General features: G+C 43.0%; 12 protein-coding genes and 1 pseudogene. 7 read left to right on the forward strand and 6 right to left on the reverse strand.

The window, feature by feature from the left end; genetic code table 11:
• Window positions 1-5 precede the first annotated feature (5 nt).
• The 3 genes from ISX59_RS18810 to ISX59_RS18820 are packed head-to-tail and all read left to right on the forward strand — an operon-like array spanning window position 6 to window position 3,970.
• Entirely contained in the window at window positions 6-1,877 is a 1,872-nt protein-coding gene (locus ISX59_RS18810) for a DNA topoisomerase IV subunit B (protein ID WP_220576155.1), read from the forward strand.
• Window positions 1,878-1,879: 2 nt separating this feature from the next.
• Window positions 1,880-2,332, forward strand: a complete 453-nt coding sequence (coaD, locus tag ISX59_RS18815) for a pantetheine-phosphate adenylyltransferase (RefSeq protein WP_005812543.1) — start codon at window positions 1,880-1,882, stop codon at window positions 2,330-2,332.
• 15 nt (window positions 2,333-2,347) lie between these two features.
• Window positions 2,348-3,970 carry a S41 family peptidase gene (locus tag ISX59_RS18820; protein ID WP_005822473.1) on the forward strand — a complete coding sequence of 541 codons (1,623 nt, stop codon included), beginning with the start codon at window positions 2,348-2,350 and terminating at the stop codon, window positions 3,968-3,970.
• An 81-nt stretch (window positions 3,971-4,051) separates the two neighbouring features.
• Here the strand turns inward: ISX59_RS18820 and ISX59_RS18825 are convergent, their stop codons facing one another.
• The gene (locus tag ISX59_RS18825; protein WP_005812539.1) at window positions 4,052-4,675 is read right to left on the reverse strand and encodes a phosphatase PAP2 family protein; all 624 of its coding nucleotides are present in this window, start codon (window positions 4,673-4,675) and stop codon (window positions 4,052-4,054) included.
• A 115-nt stretch (window positions 4,676-4,790) separates the two neighbouring features.
• On the opposite strand from ISX59_RS18825, the gene ISX59_RS18830 reads away from it, so the two are divergent.
• Window positions 4,791-5,666: a helix-turn-helix transcriptional regulator gene (locus tag ISX59_RS18830; RefSeq protein WP_005782925.1), complete on the forward strand. Its 876-nt coding sequence runs from the start codon at window positions 4,791-4,793 to the stop codon at window positions 5,664-5,666.
• Between the two features lie 196 nt (window positions 5,667-5,862).
• Here ISX59_RS18830 and ISX59_RS18835 read toward each other — a convergent pair whose 3' ends face one another.
• Together ISX59_RS18835 and ISX59_RS18840 are read right to left on the reverse strand one after the other, a co-directional pair.
• Window positions 5,863-6,015, reverse strand: a complete 153-nt coding sequence (locus tag ISX59_RS18835; RefSeq protein WP_080546331.1) for a hypothetical protein — start codon at window positions 6,013-6,015, stop codon at window positions 5,863-5,865.
• Window positions 6,016-6,353: 338 nt separating this feature from the next.
• Window positions 6,354-7,324 (reverse strand): annotated as a pseudogene (locus tag ISX59_RS18840) (acyltransferase family protein).
• Window positions 7,325-7,792: 468 nt separating this feature from the next.
• Here ISX59_RS18840 and ISX59_RS18845 point away from each other — a divergent pair.
• From ISX59_RS18845 to ISX59_RS18855, 3 genes are read left to right on the forward strand one after another with little or no spacing between them, the layout of a single operon-like run.
• Entirely contained in the window at window positions 7,793-8,485 is a 693-nt protein-coding gene (locus ISX59_RS18845; protein ID WP_005782920.1) for a succinate dehydrogenase/fumarate reductase cytochrome b subunit, read from the forward strand.
• Between the two features lie 37 nt (window positions 8,486-8,522).
• The gene (locus ISX59_RS18850) at window positions 8,523-10,466 is read left to right on the forward strand and encodes a fumarate reductase/succinate dehydrogenase flavoprotein subunit (RefSeq protein ID WP_005782919.1); all 1,944 of its coding nucleotides are present in this window, start codon (window positions 8,523-8,525) and stop codon (window positions 10,464-10,466) included.
• Window positions 10,467-10,495: 29 nt separating this feature from the next.
• A complete protein-coding gene (locus ISX59_RS18855; RefSeq protein ID WP_005782917.1) occupies window positions 10,496-11,251 on the forward strand; it encodes a succinate dehydrogenase/fumarate reductase iron-sulfur subunit in 756 nt (251 codons plus the stop codon).
• 150 nt (window positions 11,252-11,401) lie between these two features.
• Here the strand turns inward: ISX59_RS18855 and ISX59_RS18860 are convergent, their stop codons facing one another.
• The 3 genes from ISX59_RS18860 to ISX59_RS18870 form a co-directional block, all read right to left on the reverse strand.
• Entirely contained in the window at window positions 11,402-12,247 is an 846-nt protein-coding gene (locus tag ISX59_RS18860) for an AraC family transcriptional regulator (RefSeq protein WP_220576156.1), read from the reverse strand.
• Window positions 12,248-12,784: 537 nt separating this feature from the next.
• Window positions 12,785-13,762, reverse strand: coding sequence for a fimbrillin family protein (locus ISX59_RS18865; RefSeq protein WP_220576157.1), 978 nt, complete (start codon window positions 13,760-13,762; stop codon window positions 12,785-12,787).
• A 55-nt stretch (window positions 13,763-13,817) separates the two neighbouring features.
• The gene (locus ISX59_RS18870) at window positions 13,818-14,783 is read right to left on the reverse strand and encodes a DUF5119 domain-containing protein (protein WP_220576158.1); all 966 of its coding nucleotides are present in this window, start codon (window positions 14,781-14,783) and stop codon (window positions 13,818-13,820) included.
• Between the last annotated feature and the right edge of the window lie 5 nt (window positions 14,784-14,788).

A 14,788-nucleotide genomic window follows, 5' to 3' on the forward strand; every position in this document is an offset into this window, starting at 1 on the left:
AAACAATGGAAGAGAACGAACTGATACCTGTAGACAACAACCCTGTAGAATATACAGACGACAACATCCGCCACCTGAGCGACATGGAACATGTGCGCACCCGTCCGGGTATGTACATCGGTAAGCTGGGCGACGGTTCGCATCCCGAAGACGGAATTTATGTCCTTCTGAAAGAAGTTATTGACAACAGTATCGACGAGTTCAAAATGCAATCCGGCAAGAAGATTGAAATCAGAATTGAAGAGAATCTTCGTGTCAGCGTACGCGACTACGGCCGTGGTATCCCACAGGGAAAACTGGTAGAAGCAGTCAGTGTGCTGAACACCGGTGGTAAGTATGACAGCAAAGCATTCAAGAAGAGTGTCGGACTGAACGGTGTCGGCGTGAAAGCTGTCAATGCTTTGAGCTCAAACTTCGAAGTACGTAGTTACCGGGATGGTAAAGTGCGTTGCGCCACCTTTACCAAAGGTGAGTTGATAACAGATCACACCGAGGATATCGAGGAAGAAAACGGTACTTACATCTTCTTCGAACCCGATAATACTTTATTTCTGAATTATACTTTCCGTCCCGAATTTATCGAGACGATGCTGCGCAATTATACCTACCTAAACACCGGGTTGGCCATTATCTATAACGGGCAGCGGATTCTTTCGCGTAACGGTCTGGTCGATTTGCTGAATGATAATATGACAGCTACCGGACTCTACCCCATCGTCCACCTCAAGGGAGAGGATATCGAAATCGCTTTTACCCATACAGGACAATATGGCGAAGAGTACTATTCATTCGTCAATGGACAGCACACCACTCAGGGAGGTACCCATCAAAGTGCGTTCAAAGAACACATTGCCCGCACTATCAAGGAATTCTATAATAAGAACCAGGACTATACCGACATCCGTAACGGATTGGTAGCCGCCATTGCTGTCAATGTGGAAGAACCCATGTTCGAGAGCCAGACTAAAATTAAACTCGGCTCTACCAACATGTCGCCGGGTGGCGTTACTGTAAACAAGTTCGTTGGCGACTTTGTAAAACAAGAGGTAGACAATTTCCTCCACAAGCACGCGGATGTAGCCGAAATCATGTTACAAAAGATACAGGATTCGGAAAAAGAACGCAAGGCCATTGCCGGAGTTACGAAACTGGCACGTGAACGTGCAAAGAAAGCCAATCTGCACAACCGGAAACTGCGTGATTGCCGTATCCACCTGAACGATGTGAAAGGCAAAGGCCTGGAAGAGGAATCGTGCATCTTCATCACCGAGGGTGACTCGGCAAGCGGTTCCATCACCAAAAGCCGGGATGTAAACACACAAGCTGTATTCAGCCTCCGTGGTAAACCACTCAATTCTTTCGGCCTGACCAAGAAAGTGGTTTACGAAAACGAAGAATTCAATCTGCTGCAGGCCGCATTGAACATAGAAGACGGCATAGAGGGATTGCGTTATAATAAAGTGATTGTAGCGACCGATGCCGATGTGGACGGTATGCACATCCGCTTGCTGCTGATCACTTTCTTCCTCCAGTTCTTCCCCGATCTGATCAAGAAAGGACATGTATACATCCTTCAGACCCCTCTTTTCCGCGTACGCAACAAAAAGAAAACACTCTATTGCTATACCGAAGAAGAGCGGGTGAATGCCATCAAAGAACTTAGCCCGAATCCGGAAATCACCCGGTTTAAAGGTCTGGGAGAAATCTCACCCGACGAATTCAAACACTTTATCGGTAAAGACATGCGTCTTGAACAAGTGTCGTTGCGCAAAACAGACACGGTCAAAGAACTCCTTGAATTCTATATGGGTAAGAATACAATGGAACGGCAAAACTTTATTATTGACAATCTGGTTATAGAAGAAGACATCGCATAGACATGAGAAGAGCCATCTTTCCGGGAACGTTCGACCCGTTTACTATCGGACACTATTCTGTTGTACAACGAACCCTGACATTTATGGATGAAGTTGTCATCGGTATCGGTATCAACGAAAATAAAAATACGTACTTCCCGATAGAGAAACGTGTGGAAATGATTCGTAAGTTTTATAAAGACGAACCCCGGATCAGGGTTGAATCTTACGATTGCCTGACTATTGATTTTGCCCGTCAAGTAGATGCCCGATTTATCGTCCGTGGCATCCGTACCGTGAAAGATTTCGAATACGAAGAAACCATTGCCGATATCAACCGGAAACTGGCAGGAATCGAAACCATTCTGCTGTTTACCGAACCGGAACTCACTTGTGTCAGTTCTACCATTGTACGCGAACTGCTGGGCTATAATAAAGATATCAGTATGTTTATTCCCGAAGGGATGGAAATGTAATAAATCCATGTGATCATGAAAAAAATAATATACCTGCTTATCGGCTTGTGTTCCGTTTTAGGATTACAGGCACAAAACTTCGGCTCACCTGCCATGCGAAAATTGCAACTGGCAGAGTTCGCCATCTCTAATTTATATGTAGATACGGTCAATGAAAACAAACTCGTTGAATCGGCCATTATCGAAATGCTGGCACAACTCGATCCTCATTCCACCTATTCGGATGCCGAAGAGGTTAAGAAAATGAACGAACCTCTCCAAGGTAACTTTGAAGGAATAGGGGTACAATTCCAGATGATTGAAGATACGCTACTCATTGTACAACCGGTGAGCAATGGCCCTTCCGAAAAAGTGGGTATTCTGGCAGGAGACCGCATCATCGCAGTTAACGATACTGCCATCGCAGGAGTCAAAATGAGCACAGAGGAAATCATGGGACGTCTGCGGGGCCCCAAAGACTCGAAAGTAAATCTGACCATTATCCGGAGAGGTGTGAAAGAACCACTTTTATTCAACGTAAAAAGGGATAAAATCCCCATCCTCAGTCTGGACGCTGCTTATATGATTCAACCCAAAACGGGATACATCCGTATCAACCGTTTCGGAGCAACCACTGCAGAAGAGTTTCTGAAAGCCCTGAAAGAGTTACAGAAGAAAGGAATGAAAGACTTGATTTTAGACCTGCAAGGCAATGGAGGAGGTTACCTGAACGCTGCCATCGACCTGGCAAATGAGTTTCTGGGACAAAAAGAACTGATTGTTTACACGGAAGGACGTTCTGCGCAACGCAGTGAGTTCTTTGCCAAAGGTAACGGAAGCTTCCGTAACGGACGCTTGGTGGTATTGGTAGATGAATATTCGGCCTCGGCAAGCGAAATTGTAACAGGAGCCATTCAGGATTGGGACCGGGGTGTCGTAGTAGGACGCCGTTCTTTCGGAAAAGGATTGGTTCAACGCCCGATCGACCTGCCCGACGGCTCCATGATCCGCCTGACCATAGCCCGCTATTATACTCCTGCAGGGCGTTGCATACAGAAACCTTATGATAGCAACATCAACGAGAAGCCAGGAAAAGGAAAGAGTAGCGAAAGCAGTATCGATAAATACAATCAGGACCTTATCGACCGTTACAATCACGGCGAAATGGTAAGTGCAGACAGTATCCACTTCCCGGACTCACTAAAATGCCAGACTAAAAAGCTGGGACGCACCGTCTATGGCGGCGGAGGTATCATGCCTGATTATTTTGTTCCGGTTGACACGACTCTGTATACTGATTACCATCGTAACCTGGTAGCCAAAGGGGTAGTAATCAAAACGACTATGAACTTTATTGAAAATAACCGCAAGGCTTTATTGGATAAATATAAGACCTTTGAGAAATTCAATGAGAAGTTTGAAATAGACGACCAGATATTGAATTTCCTGAGAGAGGCTGCCGACAAAGAAAAGATAGAGTTCAACGAAGAGCAGTACAACAAGGCTTTACCACTGATTAAGGCCCAATTAAAAGCTCTGATAGCCCGTGACTTATGGGATATGAATGAATACTTTCAAGTAATGAATGCTACCAATAAGAGTGTGGAGCGGGCACTGGAAATCTTAAATGATAAAGAATACGAGAAAATATTGAAATAACGATTCTCTAACGGAGAGTTATGAACGGTGGATGATGATCAGTCTACGCTTTTGGAGAGTGTCCATCATTCACCGTTTATGTTAATAATTTATGGTAACCTGCTTTTTCTCACCGAACAACCATTTATTGAGCCAGCGATTCACATAAATATTGGCCACTGCACAACCAGCTCCTATCACAGCTCCTGCCGCTACATCCGACGGGTAATGTACTCCTTCGTTCATTCTTGAGAACCCTACAGAACATGCCCAAAAAGCGGATGGAGCTATCACGTACCATTTAGGATAGCGGATGCTCAAAGAAGTAGCCAATGAAAAGGCCGCCGCCGCATGACCGGAAGGAAACGAAGGACTCGATTCATGGCTGCGCGCATTCACCCGATCCGGATAACGGTCATATGGCCGCTCACGGTCAAAAGCATATTTCATACCATATGTAATTACAACTGCCTCGGCTACACTCGTTCCAATATAAATAGCATCCTTCAATAACTCTTTATCTTTATCAATCCCTGCATATACAGCCATCGCCACCGGAACACCTACTGCGATATAAGGTGCCGATTTAGAAAAAGCCTTGCTATAATTCCTCGCAAACTTACCATCAAGACTGTTTATTTTATGTAACGTATTGATATCCCAGTTCTGAGCATACCCTCCCATCGAAGAAAGCACACAAAAACAAATAAGCACAAATTTCTTCATTTTTCTACTAATTTACTATTTTGCAGCAAAGATAGATTAAAAAGACAGAGTTTTCGCAAAAAAAACCTATCTTTGTTCCCCAAGTATTATTTACCCTGACACCTAACTTTAATTCATGGCCAGAGAAACTCTTTGTAATAGACAGACAGATTGTGCGCAATGTCCCAAAGCTACAGAAGGCATACTTGTTCATCGGACGTTTCCAAAAGGACAACATTTCCCGGCTGACAAATGCACACAAAACTGTATTCTGTTTATGCTACAAGGAGAGTTATTGATCAACAGCGAAGAGTATCCCGGCACAACGTTACGCGAAGGACAGTTTATCCTCCAGTCCATCGGTTCAAAATTAGAATTATTGGCGCTGACAGACGTAAGTTATGTAGTGTATTGGTTCAACGAACCACCTTTGATCTGTGAGCAACATTATCAGGAAATCCTGCAACAATCAGAATCACCCTTAACTTATACGCCTTTGGTAATGACCCAACGTATTACCAATTTCATGAAAGATATTTGTGATTACCTGAGTGAACAGATTCCTTGCGGTGCGTTTATCGATCTCAAATGTCAGGAACTTATGTATCTGATTACCTGCTATTACCCGTCACCCCAATTAAGTAGATTCTTTTATCCCATCAGCAGTTACACAGAAAGTTTCCAATATTTCGTCATGCAAAATTACGAAAAAGTGAAAAACGTGGAAGAGTTCGCACACTTGGGAGGCTATACAACTACTACCTTCCGCCGCTTATTTAAGAATATGTATGGAGTGCCGGTATACGAATGGATTCTGAGCAAGAAAAGAGAAGGTATCCTGGAAGATCTCCAGCACACCAAACAACGCATCACTGAAATCAGCAATCGTTATGGTTTCGATTCCTTATCACATTTTGCACATTTCTGCAAAGCTTCTTTTGGAGACTCCCCGCGTGCCCTTCGTACACGTGCAGCCAAAGGTGAAAAAATTACTACTCTAAAAACAGAATAGAAACCGCCCTTTGCCTGGCAAAAGAGAAACGGTCCGCTATTTGGCATCCATAGTAAGCAGACCTTCTGTTCCAATACCCTCCATTATATACCAGGACGATAACCATTACCACAAAACTTTATAAACATCCACTTCCTTGATGAAGCTTTTATTGGTGAGTTATTCCGGTTCTTCTTCAAATTTGGTGGTAAATTCTTTATTTCTTTATTTTCAAGTTGATAATTGTCCTTTTTGCTTGCTTTAATAAGAAAAACCAGACACCGGCTGAATAAGATAACTCAAGTTTCAGAAGTGAATTTGCGCCGTCCGGACCGGTATCTTCATCCTTATACCTTTCTTCAATTAACATTGTTAACGCCTTTTGCAGTTCGTCAGGTTCTTATGCGCAAATAATAAGGCTTTTGCATTTAAAGAACTTGTTATTCACATCCAAAGAACAAGCTTTAACTCTGTGTTAAAACAAAGCTTTTGAGGATAGAAATCTTACTTTTTAAAGATATTGATTTTCAGATGGTTTATTTTTAAATTTGCTTCTTCACCTCATGGATGGACTCTTCGGGGGAAAGCCGGGATACTTGCTTTTTTGTCAACTATAAACGAGAGCTTACACTTCCGAAAACGGAATTAGATTCCATGAGTAAAAGAAAACTTACCACCAAATTTGGAGAAGAACCCTTATTCCACGAATTATTTATTTAACAGTGCCCTAATTCGCCTATTCATCGGCTTCTCAAAATAATAGTAAGAGAGCAGGCTTAACGAGACGATGACACAAAATAGAATCGGAATGGAAACGTACCAGACTATATGAAAGTTATTTTCTTTCTGCCACTCCGCATAAGATAACAAAACAAAAAGATGAATCAGGTAAAAGCTAAAGCTAATCTCTCCCCCAATCACTAAAATACGATTGGACAAAAGACGTGAGACCCAACCCTTTTGCAGAGAGAAACTGATCAGGATGAACGCGATCGGCAGCCAATAGTAACAGGAATACCGATATACTTTTGGAACTTCAGCAGCATATAGATAGAATACCCAAAATAAGACGATCGATATTATTTCAATAATACTTCCTTGGAAAGATGTGATGTTTTTATTTTTCAAACGGTCGTACAGTTGAAACAACAACATGCCGACTATAAAATCCGGAAATCGAGCAATCGGATTAACGTACCAATATCCTTTTATATCACTTTCCGGAGTAAAATACATACCGACAATAACCAATATAGCGGAAATTAAAAATACACAGAACAAACCCTTATAGTTTCTTGCTATCGGCACCAGAAATGGAAAACAGAAGTAAAAAAGCTGCTCGCAACATAAGCTCCACGAAGGACTGTTAAATGAAAAAAGTAATCAGCTTTAGGTATATAGGCATTTGTTAATGTGAGTGAAGCCAAAAAATGCTTGCTCCAATCCGTAAATCCCGATGCAATTACATAGCCTCCTAAAGCGGCAGCAATCAATAAAGTCAGGACATGCAAAGGATAAATACGGGCTATGCGCGCTACCCAGAAAGATCGTTTGGTCATTTTGCTTTCACTTAGTTTCTTTTGATAATTGTATGCTATAATAAAACCGCTTAGTACGAAAAAGAAACTAACACCGACAAAACCTTCTTTAAAAAAATGAAGATCGAAAAAGTCGTCTATTACATAACAATGTGCTCCAAAAACCATTAAAGCAAATATAAGTCGCAAAGAGGTGAGTGTGTTTATCATAAATCTGGTGTTGCCTGTTTCTTTTGATCATTCCTTCTCCGAGATGCAAAATTAAGAAAAGAACAGTTCGAATATGCACTAAACAACTTCTTTTTATACAGATCAAGGTTAACTTCTTAAGAACAAATAATTTACTCTTCTAACAGATTCACAATAAATCACTTATAAACACAACCGGCAATCCTTTGCCAGGTTTCCTCATGGAGTGCTTTCAGTCAATCAGTTACTATTTTACCGGCCCTATTTATCCTGTTCTCTCCGGGCACTTCAGATTAAAGAATTATTTCTTTAATTCTTTGGTTAATCAATGTATTTCGTGTACTTTTGCACAATGAGAAAGAAGGCTCGTAAAACAGAAATTATAGTTCTAACAATTAAATAATTTAAAATCAATCATTTATGTGGTTAAGTAATTCATCTGTAGGAAGGAAAGTGGTGATGAGCGTTACCGGTATCGCCCTTGTCCTGTTTCTAACGTTTCACATGGCGATGAACCTTGTTGCGATCATCTCGGCTGAGGGTTACAACCTGGTTTGTGAGTTCCTGGGAGCAAACTGGTATGCGTTGGTAGCTACGCTGGGCCTGGCTGCCCTCTTCGTGATTCACATTATCTACGCTTTCTGGCTGACAATCCAGAATCGCGCAGCACGTGGTAGCGAACGTTACGCCGTAGTTGACAAACCCAAAACCGTAGAATGGGCATCACAGAACATGCTGGTGCTGGGTATTATCGTTATCTTAGGTTTGGGCCTTCACCTCTTTAATTTCTGGGCTAAAATGCAGTTACCGGAATTGATACACAACATGGGAGGAGTAGCAGACACAACTTATGCTGCCGATGGTGTTTATCACATCATGAACACTTTTTCTAACCCCGTATACGTAGTGCTGTACCTCGTTTGGCTGGGCGCCCTTTGGTTCCACCTGACTCATGGTTTCTGGAGCTCTATGCAATCTCTGGGCTGGAACAACAAGATTTGGATCAACCGCTGGAAATGCATCTCCAACATCTATTCAACCATCGTTGTTGTATGCTTTGCTCTGGTAGTAGTCGTATTCTTCGTTAAATCGTTGGCATGCGGTGCTTGCTAAATTGTAAATTGTAAATGATTAAATTGTAAATAGCATTATGACTAAGATAGATTCAAAAATTCCTGAAGGCCAGCTCGCCGAAAAATGGAGTAACTATAAAGCTCATCAAAAACTTGTTAACCCTGCCAACAAACGTCGCCTTGACATCATCGTTGTAGGTACCGGACTTGCCGGGGCATCTGCCGCCGCTTCTCTGGGCGAAATGGGTTTCAGAGTATTCAATTTCTGTATTCAGGATTCACCCCGTCGTGCTCACTCCATCGCAGCACAGGGTGGTATCAACGCAGCTAAAAATTACCAGAATGATGGTGACTCGGTTTACCGTCTTTTCTACGATACAATCAAAGGTGGTGACTACCGCGCACGTGAAGCCAACGTTTACCGTCTGGCCGAGGTATCAAACGCTATCATCGACCAATGTGTAGCTCAAGGTGTACCTTTCGCACGCGATTACGGTGGCACACTCGATAACCGTTCATTCGGTGGTGCACAGGTATCCCGTACGTTCTATGCCCGTGGCCAGACCGGACAGCAGCTATTGCTGGGCGCTTATTCAGCATTGAGCCGTCAGGTACAAAAAGGTACTGTTAAACTTTACACTCGTTACGAAATGCTCGACCTCGTCGTTATCGAAGGACGTGCACGCGGTATCATTGCCCGCAACCTCGTAACCGGTGAAATCGAACGTTTCGCCGCTCATGCTGTAGTAATCGGCACAGGTGGTTACGGAAACGCTTTCTTCCTTTCTACAAACGCTATGGGTTCCAACGGTTCTGTTGCCATCCAATGCTACAAAAAAGGTGCTTACTTTGCTAATCCTTGTTTTGCCCAAATTCACCCGACTTGTATCCCGGTACACGGTGACAAGCAGTCTAAGCTGACATTGATGTCAGAGTCACTTCGTAACGACGGTCGTATCTGGGTTCCGAAGAAGATTGAAGATGCCAAAGCATTGCAGGCAGGAACTAAAAAGCCGACTGAAATTCCTGATGAAGACCGTGACTTCTATCTGGAACGCCGTTACCCCGCATTTGGTAACCTTGTTCCCCGTGACGTAGCTTCACGTGCTGCCAAAGAACGTTGTGACGCAGGTTTTGGTGTCAACAACACCGGTTTGGCCGTATTCCTTGATTTCAAATATGCCATCGATCGTCTGGGTGAAGATGTAGTTCGCGCCCGTTATGGTAACCTCTTCGACATGTACGAAGAGATCACTGACGAGAACCCGTACAAGACTCCGATGATGATATTCCCTGCTATCCACTATACAATGGGTGGTATCTGGGTTGACTATGAATTGATGACCTCTATCCCGGGTCTGTTCGCTATTGGTGAAGCTAACTTCTCTGACCACGGTGCCAACCGTCTGGGTGCATCTGCATTGATGCAAGGTCTGGCTGACGGATATTTCGTATTGCCTTATACTATCCAGAACTATCTGGCCGACCAGATTCAGGTACCACGTTTCTCTACAGACCTGCCCGAATTTGCGGCAGCAGAGAAAGAAGTGAAAGATAAAATCCAGAAGATTAAAGCTGTAAACGGAAAACATTCTGTTGACTCAATCCACAAGAAACTGGGTCACATTATGTGGGACTTCGTAGGTATGGCTCGTACTAAAGAATCTCTGCAGAAAGCTCTGACAGGTATTCAGGAAGTGAAAAAAGACTTCTGGACCAACGTTCGCATCCCGGGTGAAGTAAACGAACTGAACGTAGAACTTGAAAAAGCCCTCCGCCTGATCGACTTCATTGAAGTAGGTATGTTGATGGCTCGTGACGGTCTGAACCGTGAAGAATCTTGCGGTGGACACTTCCGTACAGAATATCAGACTCCGGAAGGCGAAGCATTGCGCGACGATAAGAACTTCTCTTACGTAGCATGCTGGAAATACACCGGTGAAGATTCAGAACCGGAATTGATCAAAGAAGACTTGAACTATCAATTCGTGAAAGTTCAGACTCGTAACTACAAGTCATAATTCGGTTAATCAATTAAAGGAAAACAAAAATGGATAAAAATATATCATTCACGCTGAAAGTATGGCGTCAGAAAAGCCCTAAAGCGAAAGGTGCTTTTGAAACATACCAAATGAAAGATATCCCGGGCGATACTTCATTCCTCGAGATGCTGGATATTCTGAACGAACAGATCATCAATGATGGTGGCGAACCTATCGTATTTGACCACGACTGCCGCGAAGGCATCTGCGGTATGTGTTCTCTTTACATCAACGGACACCCACACGGACCTGCAACAGGTGCTACTACCTGCCAGATGTATATGCGTCGTTTCAAAGACGGAGATACTATCACTGTTGAGCCGTGGCGTTCTGCCGGTTTCCCGGTAATCCGCGACTTGATGGTTGACCGTACGGCCTATGACAAGATCATGCAGGCCGGTGGTTACGTAAGCGTAAACACAGGTGCTCCTCAGGATGCCAATGCCATTCTTATCTCTAAGGACATCGCTGACGAAGCCATGGACGCTGCCGCATGTATCGGTTGTGGTGCTTGTGTAGCTGCTTGTAAAAATGGTTCTGCCATGTTATTCGTATCAGCCAAGGTTAGCCAACTGAACCTGCTTCCACAAGGTAAAGTAGAAGCTGCCCGCCGTGCAAAAGCAATGCTTTCTAAAATGGATGAACTGGGATTCGGTAACTGTACAAACACACGTGCTTGTGAAGCAGAATGCCCGAAGAACATCTCCATCAGCAACATTGCCCGCTTGAACCGCGATTTCATCATCGCAAAACTGAAAGACTAAGCAAAACTTAGCATTTGATTAATAAGTAGGAAAATTCCCCGCCGGTATCGGCGGGGAATTTTTTTATATGAAAAGTATTATTTCTTACGATGTCTACGATACCAGATAATGAAGCCGATCAGGGGAAGTGAAGCACCCGAACATTAAAAGCTACTCCTTACCGCTGGATTTTCGAATAGCCCGGGGCGAAGCACCGAACGACTTCTTACAAAAATTGGAGAAATGGGGCAAAGACTCAAAACCATATTTGTAACAAATCTCCGAAATGGTGGCATCGGTATACTTAAGATCATATATAATCCCCTCCTTACGGCGTTTCAGCATCCATTCGTAGACCGGTTCGTGGAAGATAGTATTAAAAATGCGACGGAATGTAGTCACGCTATATCCTCCCATGTGGGCCAGTTCCTCTACGGTTTTCACCCTCATATAGTTTTGCAGAACAAAATACTGAAAGCTATTGGTATATTGTGAGAGCGGATGAACCAATGAAGACAGGTCATAGTCCGAATAATAATACCCCAGAATAAAAGCAAGTTCTTTCCGTTTGAGTGATAACAGCTCCCGACAAATTTTATTTTCACTCAAATAGTTTTTCGATCCTTCAAGGAAATATTGCAACTCCGGGATAATTTTGAGAGGTGAGTAAATCAACGGTGCCGGAATTTCATTCATAATGTAGTTATAGCGTTGTTCACAAAAAAGCTCCGGCTGGTTAAAACTGTAACACACACACTCTACATCTGTCATAGCCAATACTTCCAACTTTGATCCGATGGCTTGAAGAATAAACTCTCCGGCACGTAACATCGTTCCGGCATATTCCTGACTATTGACTAATATTTCCCCTTTTAAGAGGAAAATCATCAGGTTCTCTTCACACTTCTGGGCAGGACGATGAAAACCTCTCGGATGAGAAGCGTGCATAATGGCATTATCAACAGCCTTAGGACATATCTGACAGTTCATCTTATCTCCACAGAAGGAGTCGGACATAGCGCGTTGTGTTTTGTTTATGTTGCCGACAAATGTAGGAGATTTTTTTGAAAAAACAATTAAGAAAGAAGAAAATGGCATAAAAATAGGTTCATCCGACAAATACGTAACTGGATATCTTTCTCAATAGAATTGGTAATCAGAAGATTATATTTACCATAGTTTTCTTTTCAATGTAAAGGTATTTACCCCGGCATGTAAAAGCATTTACCTCGGCATGTAAAGGCATTTACCTCGGTGCGTAAAAGCGTTTACCTCGGTACGTAAATGGAGCCGGCATGCAAAGTAACGGATCCTCTACCGTAGGATAAGCGTCGGCAAGACGCATCCTTCGGATGAACCTAAAAAGATGTTCTAAACTAAAATGCCCATTCTAAATATTACAGATTGCAACCAACAAATATAAAAAGAGCCCTATCAAACTCTGCCTTTGAGTAATGATATGGCTCTTTTCTTTGTTGATAAGAGTTAGTCAAACTTCAGATGAAAAGTGCTCCTTTTCTAAACTGAACTTCAACACTCTCCTGCTGTTTACCTTTAATTCTTCTCAGGTCCTGCTGTTTCCTCATTCCAGGGGTCTACTTTAGGAACGAATGTAACTTCTGCCCCATTATCTTTTAACAACAATGTATAACGTATTTTGCTACCAGCAGTCCAAGTTACTCCACCTAATTCAACATCTCCGGTACCATTAAATATGGTTGCATCTGAAGCGTCTTTCACTGTATAAGTAACTGTTATTTTAGCATCAGCAGGCAATGTCTGTGGCAATAGCATCAATGAACCATCCGATTTATCAAACGATTTTGTCTCAGTACCTGTTATTGTTGCATAGGTTCCAGCATATTCGTAAGGAGATGTAATAACCGAACTTGCAGTACCCCAAGTACCAGCAGTTACATCAAACGTAAATGTAGCAGTCTGATTGACACCCGATATTGCGATACCTGTTACATCATATTTGTAACCATCCGTGCTACCGGTTGCAGAAAAATTAACCTGAGTCAAAATATGCTTAAATCCAAGACTTACGCCGCTACCACTATCATCAGTCTTATTTTTATCGGCAGCCTGAGCTATAAGCAGATCCTCTTGAGAAGCCACAGGGTTGACGGTATAACTAAAGCTTGGATATTGCCCTTCGGCTGACCAAGCAGATAACGCTCCGGATTCAGAAGGAGAATAAGCAAAAAATTGAAGCTTATCAGTCAATGGCCAGTAATAGGTACCTTTTGTAGCCCATAAGCCTTCTTCTCCCTTCTCTGTTTTGATCCCATTCATAAAAACCGTAGTACTAAGTTTAGTAACGTCCTTTATAAGATTACTTCCCGAGTTATAGGCATACACTTTAAAGTCCTTAAAATTATCATTCAACATCGGTGTAGCTTTAGTTGCTTTGCCCACCGCCGTATTGAATCCAATTTCCACCGGCTGTGCAGCCTTTTCAATCTCTTCATTCTGTGAGCAACCCGTAATTGCCATTGCAGCAACTGCTGCGAATAAAATCTTCTTCATAATAGTATGTTTTTTTAAGTTATTAATGTTTTATCTGTATGTATTTCTTTTTTTCTTATCCAACGGGCAACTCCACATTCGTTTCGTCGTCCCAGTCTCCTACATCACCGCCAATGCCGCCACCTCCACCTGGAGGTACCTCCACATCGTCTACTTTTATTTCGTCTTCTATTTCAACTTCAACCAATGTCGGCGGTTTCGTTTCATCTCCTTCTCCTCCTTCACCACCACCGGTAGGTTCTTGTACGGCTTCCGTTATATTAATCTTCACTTCCTGCACCGACTTGTCCACCTTAATAATCATCAGGTTCATCATCACCGGAAGTTCGATCTCGGCACGGCTAATAACAACTTCGGGTAGCCCAAAAGTGGTAAATACCCCTTCTATCTTTCCGGCTTTCACGTTCAGATCAATATTAATCGGACAGGCATCACACATGGCATAACCTTTTCCTAAAAAATAATGGTCTGCCATCCCACCGACACTCCCTATCACAGTAGAAACATTACTCAACCCCTGTGCTTTGATGCTAAAAGAGTAAGTTCTGACTACCAGCCTTGGTTTCAGCTCCAGCGTCAATGTCTCCTCACTATTTCGTACATCCAGATCATCTATGTTTATCACATAAAGCGGATCCGGCCCCCAAACCATCTTTTCTGTTCCGGCAACCTCAAACTTACAGAAATTGGTGCAAGCCTGAATGGTTTCATAAGATTCTTCTCCACGAATCAAGACCGTTTCTGTATCGTAATTGTAAACCACAACCGAGTAATGTCCGGGAGGTACCGGTACCTCTCCACCGGTTACCGACAAATATGCACTCTTCTTTTTACCTCTTCCATCTTTCGGATAAAAGATAACCTGCATTCCCTCCGGTAGTTTCTCTGTCACTCCTTCCCAGTTTAGCGCGATCCGTACTCCACTAACCGGATAATCATCCAGCAGTTCCCGCCGGCTGCATCCCGTCATCAGCAACAACGGGCAGAAAAGCACAAAAAGCAACTGTCCTATATCTTTCATCCATC

It is taken from the genome of Bacteroides sp. FSHCM14E1, assembly GCF_019633785.1.
Lineage (GTDB): Bacteria > Bacteroidota > Bacteroidia > Bacteroidales > Bacteroidaceae > Bacteroides > Bacteroides hominis.

Coding starts and splice junctions, on each gene's coding strand:
- ISX59_RS18855 (WP_005782917.1), top strand. CDS start 10,496: ATGGATAAAAATATATCATTCACGCTGAAAGTATGGCGTCAGAAAAGC.
- ISX59_RS18860 (WP_220576156.1), bottom strand. CDS start 12,247: ATGTCCGACTCCTTCTGTGGAGATAAGATGAACTGTCAGATATGTCCT.
- ISX59_RS18830 (WP_005782925.1), top strand. CDS start 4,791: ATGGCCAGAGAAACTCTTTGTAATAGACAGACAGATTGTGCGCAATGT.
- ISX59_RS18810 (WP_220576155.1), top strand. CDS start 6: ATGGAAGAGAACGAACTGATACCTGTAGACAACAACCCTGTAGAATAT.
- ISX59_RS18835 (WP_080546331.1), bottom strand. CDS start 6,015: ATGTTAATTGAAGAAAGGTATAAGGATGAAGATACCGGTCCGGACGGC.
- ISX59_RS18820 (WP_005822473.1), top strand. CDS start 2,348: ATGAAAAAAATAATATACCTGCTTATCGGCTTGTGTTCCGTTTTAGGA.
- ISX59_RS18870 (WP_220576158.1), bottom strand. CDS start 14,783: ATGAAAGATATAGGACAGTTGCTTTTTGTGCTTTTCTGCCCGTTGTTG.
- coaD (WP_005812543.1), top strand. CDS start 1,880: ATGAGAAGAGCCATCTTTCCGGGAACGTTCGACCCGTTTACTATCGGA.
- ISX59_RS18845 (WP_005782920.1), top strand. CDS start 7,793: ATGTGGTTAAGTAATTCATCTGTAGGAAGGAAAGTGGTGATGAGCGTT.
- ISX59_RS18865 (WP_220576157.1), bottom strand. CDS start 13,762: ATGAAGAAGATTTTATTCGCAGCAGTTGCTGCAATGGCAATTACGGGT.
- ISX59_RS18850 (WP_005782919.1), top strand. CDS start 8,523: ATGACTAAGATAGATTCAAAAATTCCTGAAGGCCAGCTCGCCGAAAAA.
- ISX59_RS18825 (WP_005812539.1), bottom strand. CDS start 4,675: ATGAAGAAATTTGTGCTTATTTGTTTTTGTGTGCTTTCTTCGATGGGA.